At 72.5% G+C, this 20,343-nt stretch carries 21 protein-coding genes; 4 read left to right on the top strand and 17 right to left on the bottom strand.

What is annotated here, in order from left to right; translation table 11 throughout:
- Positions 1-14: 14 nt before the first annotated feature.
- Positions 15-2,705, top strand: a complete 2,691-nt coding sequence (acnA, locus tag PS467_RS37635; RefSeq protein ID WP_311039006.1) for an aconitate hydratase AcnA — start codon at positions 15-17, stop codon at positions 2,703-2,705.
- On the opposite strand, the gene PS467_RS37630 is transcribed toward acnA, so the two are convergent.
- Positions 2,696-3,409, bottom strand: a complete 714-nt coding sequence (locus PS467_RS37630) for an alpha/beta fold hydrolase (protein WP_311039005.1) — start codon at positions 3,407-3,409, stop codon at positions 2,696-2,698. The two genes, acnA and PS467_RS37630, sit on opposite strands and share 10 nt — an antisense overlap.
- Before the next feature lie 49 nt (positions 3,410-3,458).
- Here PS467_RS37630 and PS467_RS37625 point away from each other — a divergent pair, with 49 nt between their 5' ends.
- Positions 3,459-4,067 carry a GDSL-type esterase/lipase family protein gene (locus tag PS467_RS37625; protein ID WP_311039004.1) on the top strand — a complete coding sequence of 203 codons (609 nt, stop codon included), beginning with the start codon at positions 3,459-3,461 and terminating at the stop codon, positions 4,065-4,067.
- Positions 4,068-4,158: 91 nt separating this feature from the next.
- On the opposite strand, the gene PS467_RS37620 is transcribed toward PS467_RS37625, so the two are convergent.
- On the bottom strand, positions 4,159-5,190 hold the full coding sequence (locus tag PS467_RS37620) for a zinc-binding dehydrogenase (protein ID WP_311039003.1): 1,032 nt from the start codon (positions 5,188-5,190) through the stop codon (positions 4,159-4,161).
- 187 nt (positions 5,191-5,377) lie between these two features.
- On the opposite strand from PS467_RS37620, the gene PS467_RS37615 reads away from it, so the two are divergent.
- Positions 5,378-6,040 carry a hypothetical protein gene (locus PS467_RS37615; protein ID WP_311039002.1) on the top strand — a complete coding sequence of 221 codons (663 nt, stop codon included), beginning with the start codon at positions 5,378-5,380 and terminating at the stop codon, positions 6,038-6,040.
- Positions 6,041-6,053: 13 nt separating this feature from the next.
- On the opposite strand, the gene PS467_RS37610 is transcribed toward PS467_RS37615, so the two are convergent.
- From PS467_RS37610 to PS467_RS37600, 3 genes are all read right to left on the bottom strand, one after another.
- Positions 6,054-6,971 (bottom strand): MBL fold metallo-hydrolase, encoded by a 918-nt coding sequence (locus tag PS467_RS37610; RefSeq protein WP_311039001.1) that lies wholly within the window; start codon positions 6,969-6,971, stop codon positions 6,054-6,056.
- A gap of 52 nt (positions 6,972-7,023) precedes the next feature.
- Positions 7,024-8,382 carry an MFS transporter gene (locus PS467_RS37605; protein ID WP_311039000.1) on the bottom strand — a complete coding sequence of 453 codons (1,359 nt, stop codon included), beginning with the start codon at positions 8,380-8,382 and terminating at the stop codon, positions 7,024-7,026.
- A 135-nt stretch (positions 8,383-8,517) separates the two neighbouring features.
- Entirely contained in the window at positions 8,518-9,210 is a 693-nt protein-coding gene (locus PS467_RS37600) for a ribonuclease H family protein (RefSeq protein ID WP_311038999.1), read from the bottom strand.
- Between the two features lie 237 nt (positions 9,211-9,447).
- Here PS467_RS37600 and PS467_RS37595 point away from each other — a divergent pair, with 237 nt between their 5' ends.
- Positions 9,448-10,287, top strand: coding sequence for an endonuclease I family protein (locus PS467_RS37595; RefSeq protein WP_311038998.1), 840 nt, complete (start codon positions 9,448-9,450; stop codon positions 10,285-10,287).
- 144 nt (positions 10,288-10,431) lie between these two features.
- Here the strand turns inward: PS467_RS37595 and PS467_RS37590 are convergent, their stop codons facing one another.
- The 12 genes from PS467_RS37590 to paaN all read right to left on the bottom strand — a co-directional run bounded on the left by PS467_RS37590 (position 10,432) and on the right by paaN (position 20,235).
- On the bottom strand, positions 10,432-10,668 hold the full coding sequence (locus PS467_RS37590; RefSeq protein ID WP_268976159.1) for a hypothetical protein: 237 nt from the start codon (positions 10,666-10,668) through the stop codon (positions 10,432-10,434).
- A gap of 100 nt (positions 10,669-10,768) precedes the next feature.
- Complete coding sequence (locus tag PS467_RS37585; protein ID WP_311038997.1) at positions 10,769-11,200, bottom strand: VOC family protein; 432 nt, start codon at positions 11,198-11,200, stop codon at positions 10,769-10,771.
- 294 nt (positions 11,201-11,494) lie between these two features.
- Positions 11,495-11,695 carry a hypothetical protein gene (locus tag PS467_RS37580; protein ID WP_311038996.1) on the bottom strand — a complete coding sequence of 67 codons (201 nt, stop codon included), beginning with the start codon at positions 11,693-11,695 and terminating at the stop codon, positions 11,495-11,497.
- 97 nt (positions 11,696-11,792) lie between these two features.
- Positions 11,793-12,911, bottom strand: coding sequence for a 1,2-phenylacetyl-CoA epoxidase subunit PaaE (paaE, locus tag PS467_RS37575; RefSeq protein ID WP_311038995.1), 1,119 nt, complete (start codon positions 12,909-12,911; stop codon positions 11,793-11,795).
- Positions 12,911-13,426, bottom strand: coding sequence for a 1,2-phenylacetyl-CoA epoxidase subunit PaaD (gene paaD / locus PS467_RS37570; protein WP_311038994.1), 516 nt, complete (start codon positions 13,424-13,426; stop codon positions 12,911-12,913). The genes paaE and paaD overlap by 1 nt, the downstream gene beginning before the upstream one ends.
- A gap of 2 nt (positions 13,427-13,428) precedes the next feature.
- Positions 13,429-14,259 (bottom strand): 1,2-phenylacetyl-CoA epoxidase subunit PaaC, encoded by an 831-nt coding sequence (gene paaC, locus PS467_RS37565; protein ID WP_311038993.1) that lies wholly within the window; start codon positions 14,257-14,259, stop codon positions 13,429-13,431.
- Between the two features lie 8 nt (positions 14,260-14,267).
- Entirely contained in the window at positions 14,268-14,570 is a 303-nt protein-coding gene (gene paaB / locus PS467_RS37560; RefSeq protein WP_268976136.1) for a 1,2-phenylacetyl-CoA epoxidase subunit PaaB, read from the bottom strand.
- Entirely contained in the window at positions 14,567-15,553 is a 987-nt protein-coding gene (paaA, locus tag PS467_RS37555; protein WP_311038992.1) for a 1,2-phenylacetyl-CoA epoxidase subunit PaaA, read from the bottom strand. The genes paaB and paaA overlap by 4 nt, the downstream gene beginning before the upstream one ends.
- A gap of 113 nt (positions 15,554-15,666) precedes the next feature.
- Positions 15,667-16,548 carry a 3-hydroxyacyl-CoA dehydrogenase family protein gene (locus PS467_RS37550; protein WP_311038991.1) on the bottom strand — a complete coding sequence of 294 codons (882 nt, stop codon included), beginning with the start codon at positions 16,546-16,548 and terminating at the stop codon, positions 15,667-15,669.
- Positions 16,545-17,294 carry an enoyl-CoA hydratase/isomerase family protein gene (locus tag PS467_RS37545; protein WP_311038990.1) on the bottom strand — a complete coding sequence of 250 codons (750 nt, stop codon included), beginning with the start codon at positions 17,292-17,294 and terminating at the stop codon, positions 16,545-16,547. The genes PS467_RS37550 and PS467_RS37545 overlap by 4 nt, the downstream gene beginning before the upstream one ends.
- Entirely contained in the window at positions 17,291-18,523 is a 1,233-nt protein-coding gene (locus PS467_RS37540; RefSeq protein ID WP_311038989.1) for a thiolase family protein, read from the bottom strand. The genes PS467_RS37545 and PS467_RS37540 overlap by 4 nt, the downstream gene beginning before the upstream one ends.
- The gene (gene paaN, locus PS467_RS37535) at positions 18,523-20,235 is read right to left on the bottom strand and encodes a phenylacetic acid degradation protein PaaN (RefSeq protein ID WP_311038988.1); all 1,713 of its coding nucleotides are present in this window, start codon (positions 20,233-20,235) and stop codon (positions 18,523-18,525) included. Before paaN ends, PS467_RS37540 begins: the two co-directional genes overlap by 1 nt.
- Between the last annotated feature and the right edge of the window lie 108 nt (positions 20,236-20,343).

Here is a 20,343-nt window from a genome sequence, read left to right as displayed (position 1 = left end):
GACGGCAGGGGAACATGAACGCTGACCACACCGCCACCGCCGAGCTCACCGTGGACGGCCGCTCCCACCGCTACCTGCCCCTGGACCGGCTCCTGACCCGCGATGAGCTGGACGCCCTCCCCTATGCGATACGGGTGCTCCTGGAGAACGTGGCCCGCAGGTCACCGGCGGCGCTGGCGGACGTGGTCGCCCGGATCCGGGCGGGCAGCGGTGCGTGCGAGGTGCCGGTGCACCCGAACCGGATCATGCTGCACGACACCACCTGCCTGCCGGCCCTGGCCGACTTCGCGGCCATGCGGGACAGCGTCGCGGAGCTGGGCGGCGACCCGGAGCGGCTCCAGCCCGCCATCCCGGTCGACCTGACCGTGGACCACTCCGTCATCGTCGAGGAGTACGGCCGCCCCGACGCCGTCGAGCGCAACCTGCTGATCGACTTCCGCCGCAACGGCGAGCGCTACGAGATGGTGAAGTGGGCCGAGCGCAGCGTGGCCGACTTCCGTGTCGTGCCCCCCGGCACCGGCATCATCCACCAGGTCAACATGGAGGCGCTGGCCCGCGTCGTCTGGGTGACGGACGCGGCCGACGGCGGGTTGCCGGTGCTCCATCCGGACGTGCTGGTCGCCACCGACAGCCACACCCCGATGATCAACGCCCTCGGGGTCGTCGGCTGGGGCGTCGGCGGCCTGGAGGGCCAGGCCGCGATGGTGGGCGAGCCGGTCACCATTCCGTACCCCGAGGTGGTCGGCGTCCGCCTGACCGGCCGGCTGCGCCCCGGGGTCGGCGCCACCGACCTCGCCCTCACCCTGACCGAACTCCTGCGCGCCAAGGGCGTGGTGAACACGTTCGTCGAGTTCTGCGGGCCCGGCGTCGCCGCCCTCGGCTGGGCGGAACGCGCCGCCGTCTCCAACATGGCACCCGAGTACGGCGCCACCTGCGTCTACTTCCCCTACGACGACGAGACCGCCGCCTATCTGCGGCTGAGCGGCCGGACCGAGGAACACGTCCGGCTGGTCGACGCCTACCTCACCGCCCAGGGGCTCAAGCGGACCGAGCACCGCCGTGAACCGCGCTACGACCACGTCATCGACCTCGACCTCGGTGGCGTCGAGCCGAGCATGGCCGGTCCGAACCTGCCCCACCAGCGGCTGCCGCTCTCCCGCGTGCCGGAGTCGTACCGCGCGGCCGCCCCGGCCACCGCCCGCGGACGGGCCGCCGACGAACGCGCCGCCCGCGATCGGGCCGCCGCCGAACGCGCCTTCGGTGAACGGCTGCCGGACGGCCCGGTCGCCCTGGCCGCCATCACCAGTTGCACCCACACCGCCAACCCGGCCCTGATGGTCCAGGCGGGTCTGCTCGCCGAACGGGCCGCACGGGCGGGACTGACCGCCAAGCCCTGGGTGAAGACGTCCCTCTCCCCCGGTTCCCGGGTCGTCGAGGAGTACCTGCGCGCGTCCGGGCTGCTGCCCGCTCTGGAGCAGACCGGTTTCCACATCGTCGGCTTCGGCTGCATGACCTGCATCGGCAACTCCGGCCCGCTGCACCCGGCGATGGAACAGCTCGCCGAGAGCGACGCGGTCCAGCCCGTCGCCGTCCTCTCCGGCAACCGCAACTTCGCCGGCCGGGTCAACCCCCGGACCCCGCTGTCGTACCTGGCCTCCCCACCGCTCGTGGTCGCCTACGCCCTGGCCGGCTCGATCCTGCACGACTTCGCGCACGATCCGCTGGGCACCGGCCCGGACGGCCACCCCATCCACCTCAAGGACCTGTGGCCCACCGACGAGGAGGTGGCCGCCCGCATCGCCGCCCACGTGGGCCCCGAGATGTTCCGGCGGAACGCCGAGCGCCTGCGCGAGGGCACCGACGCCTGGCGCCGCCTGGACGCCCCCGCCGGCACCCGCTTCCCCTGGAACCCGGCGTCCACCTACATCCGCCGCCCCCCGCATCTCACCGGCCTGTCACCGGCCGCCCCCGACCGGCCGGCCCTCACCCGCGCCAAGGTCCTGCTGCACCTGGGCGACGACGTGACCACCGACCACATCTCCCCGGCCGGCCGCATCCCCGCCGACAGCCCGGCGGGCCGCTGGCTGACCGGGCGCGGAGTCCCCCGCCGCGACCTCAACCAGTACTCCACCCGGCGCAGCAACCACGAGGTCATGCTGCGCGGCGCCTTCACCAACCCGGCCGTCGACAACCTGATGGTGCCGGACCGGCCGGGACCGGGCGGCCACGCGTACACGGCCGACCGCACCCGTGTGCTGCCCGTGCACCAGGCCGCGTCCACCTATCGGGAGGCCGGCTACGACCTGGTCGTGGTCGCGGGCCGCAACTACGGCGCCGGCTCCAGCCGCGACTGGGCGGCCAAGGCCCAGGCCCTGCTCGGGGTCAAGGCCGTCGTCGCCGAGTCGTACGAACGCATCCACCGCAGCAACCTGATCGGCATGGGCGTGCTGCCGCTCGAGTTCCCCGAGGGCGACCGCGCGTCCGCGTACACCTTCACCGGCGAGGAGCAGCTGACGTTCGAGGGGATCGACGAGCTGTCCGTGGGAACCAACCCGGTCACCTGGCACATCACGGGGAAGGACGGCGACCGCGCCACCGCGCGGCTGAGACTGCGGATCTTCTCCCAGCAGGAGCTGACCTACCTGCGCCACGGCGGCATCCTGCCGTACGTCGTCCGCAACGCACTGCCGAGGCTTCAGCACTGAGGGGCGGGACGGGCGTCCGGCTCCGACTCCAGGAACGCCGCCACCGCGGCCGTGAACAGCGTGGGCTCCGCGGCGTGGACCAGGTGGCCGACGGGAAGGGTGACCATGCGTCCGCCGGGGATGCGGCGAGCCAGTTCGGCGACGTCCTCCTGGGGCACATGGCTCTGTGCGCCACCGGCCACGACCAGGGTGGCGGCGGTGATCCGGTCGAGCCCCTCCGACCACGCCGGGTCCGGGTCGTCGATCTGCTTCCTGATGGCCAGCGCCATCTCCCAGTCGAAGGCCGGCTCGCCGTCCGGCCTGGCCGGAGTGGCCGGCCGCCGGGGGCGCAGCACCGCGGCCTCCTCCAGCACCAGCCGCGCCACCCGCCGCGGTTGGGCCGACGCGAGCAGGTAGGCCACGATCCCGCCCATCGAGTGGCCGATCAGGTCCACCCGGCCAAGTCCCAGCTCGTCCATGAACGCGAGCACATCGGCCCGCATGAGTTCGAGCGAGCAGTCCTTCGGCCAAGCGCTCCTGCCGTGGCCACGAAGGTCGAGGGCGTACACCCGCAGGCTCTGGGCGAGGACGGGCGCCACCGCGTCCCAGTCGGCGGCGCTCTCCCCCAGAGCGTGCAACAGCACCAGCGGCGGAGCGTCCGGTGGGCCGGACACCCGATAGGCCAGCCGCGTTTCTCCCAGGTCCACCGAACGGTGATCAGTCATGACCGGAGGCTACGCGAACGGCCCACGCCCGGACGCTAGGGTCGCCCAAGTGAGCGGAACCATACGTATCTGTTTCATCGGGGACTCCTTCGTCCAGGGGATCGGCGACCCGGAACACCGGGGGTGGGTCGGCAGGGTGCTGGAGGCCACCGGTGGCGACATCACCGCCTTCAACCTGGGCATCAGGCGCGACACCTCCGAGGACGTCCTGCGGCGCTGCTGGCAGGAGGTCCTGCCGCGGACCCTGCCCGGCTCCGACAACCGGCTCGTCGTCTCCTTCGGCAGCAACGACATGGTCCAGGAGAACGGCACGGTGCGCGTCGGCGCGGCCCGCACTGTTGAGAACCTGGCCTCGATCCTGGAGGAGGCCCGGCGGCAGGCCATCACGCCACTGGTCGTGGGCCCACCGCCGGTCGTGGACGCGGGCGGCGAGCATCTGCGGCGTACCGCGGCACTCGCCGACGAGATGGCCGCCCTCTGCCGGTCACAGCACGTCCCGTTCATCGCCACGACCCTGGAACTGGCCGACGACCCGGTCTGGACCCGGGAAGCCCTGGCCGGCGACGGTGCGCATCCGGGCAGGGGCGGCTACCAGCGGCTGGCCGAACTCGTCGGCGCCGGGCAGTGGCGTGCGTGGATCGAGCAGCCGGGCTCCTGAGGCAGCCGTACTCCTGAGGCGGACACCGGCCGGGGTCTCGCCCCGGCCGGTGTCGGGCGCCCGCCGAGTGGACCGGGGCGGCCGTGGGCGGTCAGGGCCGCAGCAGGACGCGGATCGGGTTGCCCTCCCGCTCACGCAGCCGGCGGATGCCCTCGTGCACGTCCTCCAGGGGAAGGACGGCGCTGACCGAACCGGAGATGTCCAGGCGGCCCCGGGCCGTCAGTTCGACCAGGTCCTCCAGGTGTTCCATGCGATACCCGGTGTGTCCGATCACGGTGTGGCGGTTGCGCACGAAGTGGATTTCCGGGCCCACGGCCAGCGGGTCGGGAGAGATGCCGACGAGCACCAGGCGGCCCCGGTGGCCGAGGGCACGCTCGGCCTGGGTGAAGGCAGGGGCGCGGCCGACGCAGTCGAAGGCGACGTCCAGGCCCTTGCCCGCCGTGATCTCCTTCAGCCTGGCCGGGGTGTCCTCCTCCGTCGGGTCGAGCGCGAAGTCGGCGCCCAGCGCGAGCGCGCGCTCACGCGCGGCGGGCAGGGGGTCGAGGGCGACGATCGGGGACGCGCCGCAGACGCGCGTCAGCTGGACGAGGTGGGTACCCAGACCCCCCAGCCCCCAGATGCCCACGGATTCGGCGGACCGCAACTGGGCGGTGTCGATGGCGCCGTACGGGGTGGAGACGGCGTCGGCGAGCACGGCGGCGTGTTCCAGGGGTACGGAGTCGGGCACGGCGATGAGCGTCGTCGCGTCCGTCAGTACGTACTCGGCCCAGGCCCCGTCGTAGTGGAAGGCCATCACCTGGAGGTTCTCACACGTGTTCGTGCCACCGCCGAACCGGCAGGCGGAACAGGTGCCGCACGCCTTCCCCGCGCCCAGCACCACCCGGTCGCCCGCCTTCCAGTGTCCGGCGGTGTCACCCACCGCCGCCACCACCCCCGACGCCTCGTGTCCGGGGGTGACCACCGGCAGCCGGGGCGCGATATGGCCGTCGAGCTGGCTCAGGTCCGACTGGCAGATGCCGCACGCGGCCACCTTGACCAGGACCTCGCCCGCTCCCGGCCGGGGCACCGGTACCTCCTCGACCGTCAGGGTGCGCGCGGCCGTGTCGAACCGCGCGGCGCGCATCGTGTCCGGGAGTGTGTCCGCCGCCGGGCCCGCCGTCGCGTGTGCGCCGGATCGTATGGGTCGTGCGTCCGAGGTCATCCGTGGTTCCTTTCCGGTCCAACTCCACAGCAGGGCGGCGTCACGTGGGATTGGCGCACATGTACCATCCAGCACCAACACGTTATGCGCCCAGATGAGGGAGCTTGTAGTGGACACCTCTGCCGACAATGCCAACCTGAAGTCCCAGTACGCGGCTCAGGTCGCCGCCGATCTGGAACGCAACACCGCCGAGCACGAACGTATCAGCTCCCAAATAGCAGCGCTGCGGGAGCAGTTGGCGGTACTGGAGGAAAACCGGGCGCTGCTGCTCACCATGCGGCAGACCCTTGGTGACGACGCCACCGCCGACGTACCGGCGAACGGTGGCTCCAGCGGCGCCGCGAACGGCGCGTCCGCAGCGCCGGAGTCCGCAGCGCCGGAGTCCGCCGCGCCGAAGTCCACCGCACCGTCGGCGCCGCGCAAGGCGAAGAAGAAGGCCGACGCCACCAACGGCAAGCGGAAGCGCGCGGAGCCGGGCAGCGGCCGTGCCAAGCGGGCGCGGGAGGCGGACGCGCCCACGCTCCGGGATCTCGTCCGTGACCACCTCACCCAGCACGGTGAGCCCCGTTCCGCCGCCGAGATCACCGCCGCCGTCACACAGGCGCATCCGGACCGCGAGATCAAGGCCACGGTCGTGCGCAGCACGCTCGAGTCCCTCGTCGCGAAGGGCCAGGCACACCGCACCAAGCAGCAGAAGTCGGTCTTCTACTCGCCCGCCACCCCGGACCCGGCCGCCGATACGGCCGAGTCGGGCGAGGCACCCTCCGCCTGAGGGGCCACGGCACCTACCCGGTCGTCTCGTCGGACCACGGGCGCCACCGCCCGGAGCCGTCCACCGTTCCCAGTTGCTGGTCGGCGAAGTGCACACCGAAACCGAAGACCCCGTCCCGGGCGAGGTGGTCGATGAGACGGCGTCGTGACTTCTCGGCCTCGTCCGGGTGGGCGTCCAGCACCACCCGCCAGTCCGGGTGCCGCACCTGGACCGGGGAGTGCATGGCGTCGCCGAAGGCCACGATGCTCCGGCCGTCGCCGGTGTCGAGGATCCAGGCGGTGTGCCCGGGGGTGTGTCCGGGCAGGGACCAGGCGCGGACGCCGTCGGCGATCTCGGTTCCGTCGGCGACGAACGTGATCCGTTCGTCCCCGCCGGCCAGTATCGGGCCGTCTCCCAGGGCGGCGCCCTTCAGTTCGCCCTCGCCGACCATCCACCGTGCCGTGGTGAACAGGCTCCGTGGATCCTCGACCGCGTCGGGCCGGGCCCATCCGGTGTGGTCGCCGTGGAGGTGGGTGAAGGCGACCATCTCCAGGTCGGCGGGGTCCACGCCGAGTTCGGTCAGCGCCGCGGGCAGTGTCCGCACATGGGCGAACCCATGCTGAAAGTGCTCCACGTCCTCGCCGGAAATGGAGCCGTGGCCGGCGTCGATGAGCAGGCGGGTCGCTCCGCGCTCGACGAGCAGCGCTCCGCATCCCATGGCCAGGTGGCCCTCTCCGGTCATATGTGTGCGGTGCCCGTCCCAGTCCTGTGGGGTGGAGAGCGGGTAGACACGCGTGGGGATCATGGCGACGCCCGCGTCGGGCACATAGGTCAGGGTGAGTTCGCCGATGGTGCGCCGCCAGAGCCCCGGCAGCCGGGACCCGGAGCCGTCGGCGCCGCCGCCCCGCGTACCGTCCGCCACGGCATCGGTCTTGCCTACGGGTGTCACCACGGTGTGGGGCCTTTCATGAGGGAGAGTCGTCGGGACGGGGCAGCCGGCGGTCTCAGGCACGGTCGTCCTCCTGGGCCGCCGACGGAGCGGCGAGCGGCTCGGAGGGGCTGGGCCGGCGCAGTTCGAGGATCCAGATGCCGACCCCGGCCAGCGCGATCAGCGCGCCGAGGCCGCACATGCCCGTCCATCCGAGGAGCGGGTAGAGCAGTGCGGTCAGCGCCGAGGAGGCGGCGCTGCCGACGAACGCGGAGACCATGAGGGCGGTCGTCACCCGGCTGCGGGCGTGCGGGGCCCGGCGGTAGATCGCGCTCTGGTGGCTGATCAGCAGGGACTGCTGGGCGAGGTTGAGCGCCATGATGCCGACGATCAGCGCGGTCAGACCGGCCGCTCCGCCCAGGCCGGCGGCGGCGAGCACACCCCAGCTGCCGGTCAGCAGGATCAGCCCGCCCGTCACCACCTGACGGCCACGGCCGCGGTCCGCGAGCCGGCCGGCGATGACGGCGGCGACAGCTCCGACGACCCCGGCCAGGCCGAACAGGCCGATGGCGGCGGGACGGTAGTTGTACGGCGGGTTGGCCAGCAGGAACGACGACGCGGTCCACAGGATGGTGAAGCAGCCCATCCCGACCGCGGCCAGGCCCATGCGCCGGCGCAGCAGCGGCTCGGTGCGCACCAGCATGAGTACCGAGCGCAGCAGCCGGGGGTAGGCCGTGCGCTCCGGCGGCGGTACGGGGCGCAGGACCAGGCGCAGGGTGACGGCCAGCACGGCCATCAGGACGGCCGCGACGATAAACACCAGCTGCCACCCGCCGATCTGGGCGAGCAGCCCGGCGAGGGTGCGGGCGAACATGATGCCGATGAGCAGACCGCTCATCACCGTGCCCACCACCGAGCCGCGTTCGTGGTCGGCGGCGAGCGACGCGGCCATGGGCACCACGATCTGGGCCACCGCCGATGTCACCCCCACCGCGGCGATCGCGGCGAGCAGGGGCCCCAGCGACGGGGACGCGGCCGCGCCGAGCAGGGCCACGGCGGTGAGTCCGAGCAACACGCTGACCAGACGGCGGCGTTCGAGCACATCGCCCAGGGGCACCAGCAGTGCCAGCGAGAGCGCATAGCCGATCTGCGAGGCGGTGACGACCAGTCCACCGGCCCCTTCGGACACCCCGAGCGCCTTCGCCATGACGGGCAGCAAGGGCTGGGCGTAGTAGATGTTGGCCACCGCCGAGCCGCACACGAGCGACAGCAGCAGCACCGTCGCCCGGCTCAGCCCGGCAGAACCCCCGCGGGGGTCGGGTGCGGCGACCGCCGGGCGGCCGGGCGCCACCGACTGTGCGGGTGCCACGGTGGCCGGGCCGGGCGCCGCGGTCAGGCATGACGTACTGCCCGACAGCAATTCTGGATCGTTCATGCCAGAACATTCACCCGGACCGGACTCGACTGTCAAGCGACTTCGGGACCGATCGATCCAGAAGTGAGGGAGCACACACCTCGGAAGGCACTCACCACCAAACGACGGGCGCGGCGGCGCTTTCCGCGCCCGGCCTCAGGTGGCGCAGGACGGATGGCCCCAGCCGTCGGCGTTCTTCACGATCGTTTCACCCTTGGCGTAGGGCGTGCCGCAGCGGCACCGGCCGGGGAACTTCGCCTTGATGGACCCCTTCGAGCGGGCGCCCCTCCCCCGCTGTGCCGTCGTCGTGCGCGAGCGCGCCGCGCCACCGCGGCCCGCCGGGCGCGTCGCCGTCGGGCCCTCGGGGGGTGGCAGGGCGGAGCCGAGCGAGGTGCCCGCGGGCTGCTGTGTGCGGGCCGTGTGGCTGGCCGCCCGGTCGGCGGCCGCGTTGAACGGGTCACCGTCGATCTGGTGGGCCGGCACATAGACGAATTCCACCGTGCGGCCGCCCAAGAGCTCATCGATACGCTTCACCAGCTCGCGGTTGGCCACCGGCGATCCCGATGCGGTCTTCCACCCCTTCTTCCGCCATCCGGGCAGCCATGTGGTGACCGCCTTCATCGCATACTGGGAGTCCATCCGCACCTGTAGCGGCACGACCGCGTCGGTGGACTCCAACAGCCGCTGCAGCGCGGTGAGTTCGGCCACGTTGTTGGTCGCGGTGCCCAGTGGCCCGGCCTCCCAGCGCTCCACCGCTCCATCGGTGCCGCCGATGACCCATGCCCAGGCCGCGGGCCCGGGGTTTCCCTTCGATGCCCCGTCACACGCGGCGATGATCTGTTCAGCCATACGCCGATACTGCCAGCACTCCTCGACCGCCGACACGTCTCCTCCGGCACGGCGGAGGGCGGCACACGCAGGGGCGGCCACCGGGTGTTCACCGGATTCACGCCGAACGAGCACAGCATGGACACATGTTCGGGCGTCATGCGTGGGAGTCTCCCAGGGCTTACCCCTTGAACATACGTGCCCATGACGCTCGTTGGCGGTCCGGGCACTCGTCTCGGAGAGGACACCCCCCACATCATGTCCACTCATCGCCCGCGCCGGTCACGGCGCATCTCCCTGCTGGCCGTAGTGGCCGCGGCCGGTATCGCCGTCCCCTCGGTCGCCGCCGCCGACACACCGGTCGCCCCGGTCGCATCGGACCACCACCGGCCCACGGCCGTACGGGTACTGGACGACACCTACTACCAGGACGCGCTGGGCAAGAGCGGCCAGGAGCTGAAGGCCGCGCTGCACACGATCATCAGCGAGCAGACCAAAGTGTCCTACAGCGAGGTCTGGGACGCGCTGAAGGCCACGGACGAGGACCCGGACAACCCGTCGAACGTCATACTCCTCTACTCCGGCCGCTCCCAGTCCAAGGACGAGAACGGCGGCAACGCCGACCAGTGGAACCGCGAGCACGTCTGGGCGAAGTCGCACGGCGACTTCGGCACCGCCACCGGGCCCGGCACCGACCTGCACCACCTGCGTCCGGCCAATGTCACGGTGAACAGCATCCGCGGCAACAAGGACTTCGACAACGGCGGCGAGGACGTGCCCGACGCCGCCGGCAACCGCACCGACGACGACTCCTTCGAACCCCGCGACCAGGTCAAGGGCGATGTCGCCCGGATGATCCTCTACATGGCCGTCCGCTACGAGGGGGACGACGGCTTCGCCGACCTCGAGCCCAACGACAAGGTCGACAACGGCTCCGCCCCCAACATCGGCCGCCTGTCCGTACTGAAGCAGTGGAACGACGAGGACCCGCCGGACGACTTCGAGAAGAACCGCAACCAGGTCATCTACGACAGCTTCCAGCACAACCGGAACCCGTTCATCGACCACCCCGAGTGGGTCGACTCCATCTGGGAGTGATCCACGGCCTCCGGGAGTGATCCACGGCGCCGCGCCCCGCCCCGGCGCACGACACCACCTCGTGCGCCGGGGCGGGGCAGTTCGCCTTCGCGGGCATCGGCGGCCGGCCGATGCCCGCGGTGCTGACGCTCAGGCCCTCAAGGCTCAGTCGTCCACGCACTTGGGGTACTTCGAGCCCCGGTTGCAGTCGTGGTAGTCGTACTTGCTGACCCGGAACTTCTTCTCCTCGCCCCCCTTGGTCGGATCGACGACCAGGTAGAACTTCTTCCCGTCCTTGACCTTGTCGGTGACCACCCCGTCAGGACCCCGGTCGAAGTCCTGCGCACACCCGGCGAGTGTGAGGGTGGTACAGGCCAGAAGGGCAAGGGCAAGGCGACGCATGTGGTGCTCCGATCAACGCGGGGATTGCAGACAGTGTAGGGGGCCGCGGATCATACTCGGGGCAGGGGTGGCGTTGCCTCCGGGCGTACGAAAATCCAGGTCACTGGGGGTGGATATAGGGCCGGGTGATGATCTCCATGTTGTGGCCGCCGGGATCGTCGAAGTACGCGCCGCGCCCGCCGAAGAGACGGTTGATCCGGCCGGGATCGGTGTGGCCGGGGTCGGCGTAGTAGGTGACGCCGACCGCTTCCAGGCGGGCGATCATCGCGTCGAACCCCTCGTCGGGAACGAGGAACGCGTAATGCTGCGGCTGTATGGGCTCGTCGCGCTTCTCGTAGTAGTCGAGTGTCACGCCGTTGCCGAGCTCGACGGGCAGGAACGGGCCGAAGGGGGCGCCGACCGCCACCCCCAGGATCGCGGCGATGAACTCGGCGGACAGCCGCCGGTCGCGGGCGTAGACGGCGGTGTGATTGAGCTGGACGGCGGTGGCCGGGCGTTCGACGTCGCTCCGGGGACGCTGTTGGTGTGGCATCTGTGGTGAGGTCTCCGCATCGTGGGATCCGCTGGAACCGGCGCCGCGTACGGGCGCCGGGAGGAATGACACGGAGAAAAGGGGCGGGGCTCTGGCCCGCCTCGGGTTCACGCCGAGGCCGGGCGCCTCACTCGTGTATGGCCCATGGCCGACCCGGCAGTCACATCGCCGACCCTAGCAGCAGCCGCGCCCCGGGGGCACCTGACCGTACCCTGCCGGCTGGGACGCGATGACCAAGGTGGTGGTGCGCCGGGGGTACCGACGGACCACCGCCCCGCACCGGCCGGCGAACACTCAGCTCACGTCGCCGGCCGCGACCGGCCCGGTGGCTCCGGCGGGGTGCGTCATCGCATCGGCCGCCCCGCCGGTGCGTTGCGCGGACCGGGTGCGCACGCCGATCAGGACGAGGGCGACCACCGCGGCCACCAGCATGCCGATGCCGCCGACGAGGGCGCAGGTGTGCAGCGCGTCGGTGAAGCTCGCGCCGACGTTCACCGCGACCGGCAGGACGGTGGAGCATCTGTCGGCCGAGGACCGGATGGGCTGAGGACCGGATGGGCTGACGCGCGCCCCTTCGGCCGGCTCGGCGACCTCAGCTGTCGAAGTCGACGGTCAGGGTGTCGGAGACCGGGAAGGTCTGGCAGGTCAGCACATAGCCCGCGGCGACCTCGGCCGGTTCCAGCGCGTAGTTGCGGCGCATATCGGCCTCGCCCTGGGTGACCCGGGCCCGACAGGTGCCGCAGACGCCGCCCTTGCAGGCGAAGGGCAGGTCGGGGCGGATGCGCGAGGCCGAGTCCAAAACGGTGGCCTCGCGGGAGAGCGCGGATGTGGTGGAGCGCCCGTCCAGGACGACGGTGACCTCGCTGACCGGTCCGTCGGCCCGGGGCTCTTCCCGGCGCACGGCTCCCACCGGCTCCTCGCCGGCGAAGAACAGCTCCTGGTGGATCCGGTCGGCCGGGACCCCCAGTCCGGCCAGCACCCGCTGGGCGTCGCGGACCATGCCGTGCGGGCCGCACAGCCACCAGTGGTCGGCGTCGGCGACGTCGACCAGACCGTCGATGAGCGCGGCCAGCCGGTCGGCGTCCAGGCGGCCGCTCAGCAGCTCGGCCTCGCGCGGCTCGCGGGAGAGCACGTGCGCGAGCTGGAACCGGGCGGGGTAGAGGTCCTTCACATCGGCCAGTTCGTCGGCGAACATCACCGAGTCGGTGCGGCGGTTGCCGTAGAAGAGGGTGACCCGGGAGTCGTCGTCGGCGGCCAGGACCGACTCGGCGATGGAGACCATCGGTGTGATGCCCGAGCCGGCCGCGATGAGCACATGGTGTCCGGGCTCGGTCAGATCGGGGGTGAAGGCGCCGACCGGGGCCATCACCTCGACGGTGTCCCCCGGTCCGACCTCATGGACCAGCCAGGAGGAGAACAGCCCGCCGGGCACCACCCGGACGCCGATCCGGGGCCGGGCGCCTGCCGGGGCGCAGATCGAGTACGAGCGCCGCTCGTCCCGTCCGTCCACCTGGCGCCGGAGCGTGAGGGACTGGCCGGGCGCGAAGGCGAACTCCCCCGCCAGCTCGTCGGGTATGTCGAAGCTCACCGCGACCGCGTCCTCGCACAGCCGCTCGACCGCCGCCACCCGCAGCGGGTGGAAGGCCGGGCGGCGGCGGGTGCGCCGCACCGTGACGGGGGCCTTAGTGCCGGGGGCCAACAGGTCCTCCATCAGATCTCCTTGACGTACTCGAACGGTTCGCGGCAGGCGCGGCAGCGCCACAGCGCCTTGCAGGAGGTGGCGCCGAAGCGGGAGGTCTCCTCGGTGTCCGTGGCGCCGCAGCGCGGGCACGGCACCGCGCGCCGGGTGGCGGACAGGACCAGCGGTACCGGGCCGGGCGCCGGGCGTGGCGCCGGTCCGGGGGGCGCGATGCCGTGTTCGGCGAGCTTGCGGCGCCCCTCGGGGGTGATCCAGTCGGTGGTCCACGGCGGGTCGAGGACCGTGCGCACCTCCACCCGCCGGTAGCCGGCGTCCTTCAGCCGCGCGGCCACCTGGGCGCGCATCTCGGACATGGCCGGGCAGCCGGAGTAGGTCGGCGTGAGGTCGGCTATGACCGTGCCGTCGGGTGTCACCGTCACCTCGCGCAGCACACCGAGGTCGGCGAGGGTGAGCATGGGCAGTTCGGGGTCGGGCACCCGCGCGGCGATGTGCCGGGCGCGCCGTGCGTCGGTGAGGACGGTCGGCATGGTCACCACGCTGCCTCCGGGTGGGCGCGGGCCACGCTCTGGAGTTCCGCCAGCAGCGGGGCCAGATGCCCGGTGTGGTCGCCCTCGCGTCCGAAGCCGGCGGCCGGCGGCGCGTCCGGCAGGGGCAGCCCGGTGGCCTCGCCGACCTGCCGCAGCACGGCGAGGACCTCGGTTTCGGCGTCATGGGCGGCGAACAACTCGCCCAGGTACGGCGCCATGTGGGCCAGAGCGGCCCGCATCCTGCGGTGGGATTCCGCGGTGCCGTCACCGAGCCGGACGGCCCACTCCGCCGCGTACTGCCGGTGGTACGTCAGCTCCTTCACGCCCTTGGCGGCGACGGCGGCGAGCACCGGGTCGGCGGCGGCCGTGAGCCGTCCGAAGTGGGCCAGCCGCCAGCTGGAGAACACCAGCAGCCGGGCGATGGAGAACGCGAAGTCGCCATTGGGGAGTTCGGCCAGGCGGACGTTGCGGAAGTCGTGCGCGTCGCGGAAGTACGCGTAGGCGTCCTCGCCGCGTCCGGTGCCGTCGACCTGTCCGCAGCGGGCGTACAGCAGGCGGGCCTGGCCGAGCAGGTCGAGTCCGATGTTGGCGAGCGCCACCTCCTCCTCCAGCTCCGGCGCGCGGGTGGTCCACTCGGCCAGGCGCTGGGCCGTGACCAGGGCGTCGTCGCCGAGTGCCAGACACAGCGCGGCCAGCTCCGCCCGGTCGACACCCTCGGGAACGGCGGTGCTCACCCCGTGCAGCGGGTCCTCGAAGCCGGTCCCGAAGGCCCAGCGGGCGTCGCCGTCGGCGTGCTCCTCGGCCAGGGACAGGTAGACGTGGTCGTCGCTCATTCCTGCTCCTAGATGTGCGGGACGTCGTCGGGGATGTCGTAGAAGGTGGGGTGCCGGTAGACCTTGTCGGCGCTCGGGTCGAAGAAGGGGTCCTTCTCGTCGCGGGTGGAGGCGGCGATGTGCTCGGAGCGCACCACCCAGATGCTCACGCCCTCGTTGCGCCGGGTGTACAGGTCGCGGGCGTGGGTGAGGGCCATCCGGTCGTCGGCGGCGTGCAGGGAGCCGACGTGGACGTGGTTGAGTCCGCGCTTGCCCCGCACGAAGACCTCGTACAGCGGCCAGTCGCCCTTCGTCGTCCGCGGGTCGCTCATGCCGCCGCTCCCTTCCGTGTCCGTGCGGCCTGCTTGGCGGCGTGCGCGGCGGCCGCCTCGCGCACCCAGGCGCCCTCCTGGTGCGCGGCCTTGCGGCGCGCCATGCGTGCGGTGTTGCAGGGGCCGTCGCCGCTGATCACCCGCTTGAGTTCGGCCCAGTCGGGAGTGCCGAAGTCATGCCGGCCGCGTGCGGCGTTCCAGCGCAGCTCGGGGTCGGGCAGGGTCACGCCGAGCTTCTCGGCTTGCGGCACGGTCATGTCGACGAACCGCTGGCGCAGCTCGTCGTTGCTGTGCCGCTTGATCTTCCAGGCCATGGACCGGGCCGAGTTGGGCGAGTCGTCGTCGGGCGGGCCGAACATCATCAGGGACGGCCACCACCAGCGGTCGACCGCGTCCTGGACCATCTCGCGCTGGGCGTCGGTGCCGCGCATCATCGTCATCAGCAGCTCATAGCCCTGCCGCTGGTGGAAGGACTCCTCCTTGCAGATGCGCACCATGGCGCGTGCGTAGGGGCCGTAGGAGCTGCGGCACAGGGGCACCTGGTTGCAGATGGCGGCGCCGTCCACGAACCAGCCGATGACGCCGACGTCGGCGAAGGTCGGGGTGGGGTAGTTGAAGATCGATGAGTACTTCTGGCGCCCCTCGATCAGCCGCTGGGTGAGGTCCGCGCGGTCGGCGCCCAGCGTCTCGGCCGCCGAGTACAGATAGAGCCCGTGGCCGGCCTCGTCCTGGACCTTGGCGAACAGGATCGCCTTGCGGCGCAGCGACGGGGCGCGGGTGATCCACTCGCCCTCCGGCTGCATGCCGATGATCTCGGAGTGGGCGTGCTGGGCCACCTGCCGGATCAGGGTCTTGCGGTAGCCGTCGGGCATCCAGTCGCGCGGCTCGATCCGCTGGTCGCGGGCGATCGTCTCGTCGAAGCGCTCCTGGAGTCCGGGCGGCGCGCCGTCCACCGCCGACGAGCCGGTCTGCCGTGCTGTCATCCCTACCACCTATCCCAACCGACCATTCGTTCGGTACATGATATGCCGAGCCTCCTTGGTTCCGGCAACCGCCGGAGCGGGTCAATTCCGGGTGCGGGACCGCGGCGTGCCGGTCACCAGGGGTAGAACCCCTGTCCGGTCTTGCGGCCGAGTTCGCCACGGGCGACCTTCTCGCGCAGCAGCCGGGGCGGGGCGAACCGCTCGCCGAGCGTGGCGTGCAGATGCTCCGCGATGGCCAGCCGCACGTCCAGACCCACCAGGTCGGTCAGGCGCAGGGGTCCCATGGGGTGCTTGTAGCCGAGCCGCATCGCGTCGTCGATGGCCTCGGGCTCCGCCACGCCCTCCTCGACCATGCGGATGGCCTCCAGCCCCAGGGCGACGCCGAGACGGCTGCTGGCGAAGCCGGGCGAGTCCTTGACCACGACGTCCTTCTTGCCGAGGCAGTGCGTCCAGGCCAGGGCGGCATCCACGGTGGCGGGGTCGGTGCCGGGCGCCACCACGATCTCGACCAGCTCCGAGGCGGGCACCGGGTTGAAGAAGTGCATGCCGAGGAACCGGCCGGGGCGGGTGAGCGCGGCGGCCAGTTCGGTGACCGACAGCGAGCTGGTGTTGCTGGCCAGCACCGTCGACGCGGTCACGGCCGCCTCGGCGGCGGCGAGGACCCGCGCTTTGAGCGCGGCGTCCTCCGGGACGGCCTCCACCACCAGGTCGGCCTCGCGGGGCAGTGCGGCGACCGATTCCGCGGTGCTCACCCGGGCGAGGATCCGGTCGGCCGGTTCGGCCAGCCGGCCGCGCTCGGCGGCCCGCTCCAGACCCGTGGACACGCGCTCCAGCGCGGCAGCGGCGGCCGCGGCGCCGCTCTCGACCACGGTCACCGCCGACCCGGCGGCCGCGTAGGACTGGGCGATCCCGGCGCCCATGCGGCCACCGCCGATGACTCCGACGACCGCGGGTGCGGGGACGGGTGCGGGTGCGGGTGCGGGTGCGGCGGTCATGCTCGGCTCCTCTTCTCCAGGAAGCGGGTCATGCGGTCCTTCTTGTCCTGGCCCTCGAACAGCACGGCCTGGGCCAGGTCGTCGGCGACCGGATGGGCGCCGGGCGAGTCGACGACGAGCTTGGTCAGGCGCAGCGCCGTGGCCGAGGAACGGGCCATGCGGTCGAGCAGCGCATGCGCGGCGTCCAGCAGCTCGTCGGCCGGTACGACCTCGATGACCAGGCCCGCCGCCAGGGCCGCCGGCGCGTCGAGGGTGCGCCCCGCGAGCAGCACCTGCTTGGCGACGGACTCGCCGACCAGCTCGGGCAGCCGCCAGCAGGCGCCGGCCGCGGCGAGGATGCCCAGACCCGGCTCCGGGTTGCCGAAAACCGCGTCGGGCCCGGCGATGCGCAGGTCGCAGGCGTAACTCAGCTCCGCGCCACCACCGAGGGCCCAGCCGTCGACGGCGGCGAGGGTGGGCATGGGCAAGCGCCGCACCCGCTCGAACAGGCGGCTGTTGATGCCCTGGAGGGCCTCGTCCCGGCCGCGTCGCAGCAGCTCGGCGATGTCGGCGCCACCGGCGAACACCCGGCCGTGGCCGGTGAGCAGCAGCAGTTTCGGGTCCCTCTCCAGCAGGGCGCACACCTCGTGCAGTTCGGCGATCATGCGGCCGCTGATGGCGTTGCGGGCCTCGGGGCGGTGGAGGGTGACGATCACCCGGTCGTCGCGCTCCTCGACCAGGAGCGTCTCGTAGGCGGTCGCGCTCATACCCGCTCCACCAGCATCGCCACGCCCTGTCCCACCCCGACGCACAGGGTGGCCAGTCCGCGTGCGGCGTCCTCTCGCTCCAGGCGCCCGAGCAGGGTGAGCAGGATGCGGGCGCCGGAGCAGCCCAGCGGGTGGCCGAGTGCGATGGCGCCGCCGTCGGCGTTGACCTTGTCCCCGCCGTCCTCGTCCAGCTTCAGCCGGCGGATCACGGCCAGCGCCTGCGCGGCGAACGCCTCGTTCAGCTCGACGGCGTCCAGGTCCCCGATCCGCCACCCGGACCGGGCGAGGGCCTTCTCGGTGGCCGGCACCGGGCCCAGGCCCATCACATGGGGCTGGACACCGGCCGAGGCGGAGGTGACGATCCGGGCCCGTGGGGTGAGCCCGTACCGGTCCACGGCCGCCGCGCTCGCCACGACCAGGGCGGCGGCCCCGTCGGAGAGCGGCGAGGAGGAACCGGCGGTGACGATGCCGTCCTCACGGAAGATCGTCCGCAGCGTGCCGAGCTTCTCCAGCGAGGTGCTGGGGCGCGGCCCCTCGTCCCGCGTGACCTGGCCGTCCTGCACTGGGACGGGCACGATTTCGCGGTCGAAGCGGCCCGCCTCCTGGGCGGCGACGGCCCGCTGGTGGCTGCGCAGGGCGAAGGCGTCGGACTCGGCGCGGGTGATGCCGTCCAGGGCCGCGACCTCCTCGGCGGTCTCCCCCATCGACAGGGTGACCTTCACCGCATCGGGCCCGGCGCCGGCCGGCACGGCACGGTCGGCGGCCGTGAAGCGGGGGTTGGTGAAGCGCCAGCCCAGCGCGGTGTCGTGCACCTGGCCCGGCTTGGCCCACGGGGTGCCGGGCTTCTGCATCACCCACGGGGCCCGGGTCATGGACTCCACGCCGCCGGCCACGACGAGGTCGGCCTCCCCGGCCCGGATGGCCTGGGCGGCCGAGGCGACGGCGGTCAGGCCGGAGGCACAGAGCCGGTTCACGGTGTAGCCGGGCACGGTGTGCGGCAGCCCGGCCAGCAGGACGGCCATGCGCGCCACGTCCCGGTTGTCCTCGCCCGCCTGGTTGGCCGCCCCGAGGACCACCTCGTCCACGGCCTCGGCCGGGACCGCCGCGCGGCGCACGGCCTCGCCGACCACGAGCGCCGCCAGGTCGTCGGGCCGTACGGAGGCCAGGGCGCCGCCGTAGCGGCCCTGCGGCGTGCGGGCTCCGTCGATCAGATAGACGTCTTCGGGCATCAGGCGGGCTCCTCGGTGGTGGCGGCGACGGGGCGGCGGGACTGGAGGACCGTGAAGCGGCCGGCGACGAAGGCGGTATCGGAGAGGGTGGCGCACGCCGCGGGGTTGGCCGCGCTGCCGTGGAAGTCGCTGAAGGCGGCGGACTGGTTGACGAAGACCTGGCCGGTGAGGTTCTCGGACAGGTGCACGCCCGCGTCCAGGGCCGCCTCCTCGGCGGCGGTCAGCACCCGCTCGTCGGTGGAGTGGACGGCGGCGGTCAGCGCCCCGTGCTCGCGCACCGTCTCACGGAACAGGTCCAGACCGTGCCGGGTGGAGTCGGTGCCGATCACGAAGGACACTGGTCCGAACCACTCCTGGGTGAAGACGTCGCGGTCGGCCTCCGCGTCGAGCCGGGCCACCAGCGGTGTCCGCACGTCCGCCGCCGGGTACTGGGGGTGCTCGACGGGCGCCGAGGCGCGCACCGTCCGGCCCAGCGCGGCCGCCTTCTCCAGCCGCTCCCGCACCCCGTCGTTGACCAGGGCGCCGAGCGTGCCCGCGGCGCGGGCGGGATCGCCGAGCAGCCGGTCCAGGGCGGCGGCGAGGTCGGCGGCGAACGCGTCGGCCGTCTTGTGTCCCTGGTCGGTGGCCATGCCCTCGCGCGGGATCAGCAGGTTCTGCGGGGTGGTGCACATCTGCCCGCTGTACAGGGACAGCGAGAAGGCGAGGTTGCCCAGCAGACCGCGGTAGTCGTCGGTCGAGTCCAGGACGACGGTGTTCAGACCCGCCTTCTCCGTGTACACGACGGCCTGCCGGGCGTTGGTCTCCAGCCAGTCGCCGAACGCGGTGGAGCCGGTGAAGTCGACGATCCGCACCCGAGGGTCCAGGGCGAGCGTGGCGGCGGCCCGGCCCCCGGGGGGCTCGGCCACCAGGAGCACGAGGTCGGGGTCGAAGCCCGCCTCGGCCAGCGTCTCCCGGGCGATGCGGACGGTGACGGCCAGGGGCAGTACGGCGCCCGGGTGCGGCTTGACCACGACGGGGTTGCCGGTGGCGAGCGAGGCGAACAGCCCGGGATAGACGTTCCAGGTGGGGAAGGTGTTGCAGGCGATGAGCAGCGACACACCGCGTCCGACGGGGGTGAAGGTCTTGTCCATGACCAGGGCGTCGCCCTTGCGCTGCGGCTTGCTCCAGCGGGCGGCCGCCGGATGCTTCTTCTGCGCCGCCCACGCGTAGGCGACGGCCTCCAGTCCGCGGTCCTGCGCGTGCGGGCCGCCGGCCTGGAAGGCCATGACGAACGCCTGGCCGGTGGTGTGCTGTACGGCGTGGGCGATCTCGAAGCTCGCCGCGTTGAGCCGGGCGAGGATCTCCGCCACGACCCCGGCGCGGGTGTCCGGGCCCGCCGCGCGCCAGGGGCCGGTGGCGGCCTCGGCGGCGGCCACGGCCGCTTCCGGCGCCAGCCGGGGGTAGTCGATGCCCAGCGGGAAGCCGTACGGAGAGCGCTCCTCGGGCGCCACCCGCCCCTCCTCCGGATGGCCGGGCAGGTCGAACGGCCTGCCGATCTGCTCCCGGAAGGCTGCCTCACCGAGGACCGGGGCGTCCTCGCCGTACACCGTCTTGCTGGGCGACTCCGGATACGGCGTCCAGTGCTCCCGGCTCTCGGTCGCGGCCACCGCCCGCTCCAGCAGTCTGCGGTGGCGGGCGAAGAAGTCGGGCACCTCGGGGGCTGCGTACGGCATGTGGCTCACCTCTTGACAGGCCATGGCACGGCTTGATTATTTGGCCGTGCCGCACGCTAACCGAATGTTCGGTCGGTACACAAGGTGGTGGGACGACGTGACGGAAGC

Origin of the sequence: Streptomyces luomodiensis (assembly GCF_031679605.1) — a bacterium.
GTDB lineage: Bacteria > Actinomycetota > Actinomycetes > Streptomycetales > Streptomycetaceae > Streptomyces > Streptomyces luomodiensis.
Note: the sequence above shows the minus strand (reverse complement) of the source record. Positions and strands in the feature narration are given on the sequence as shown.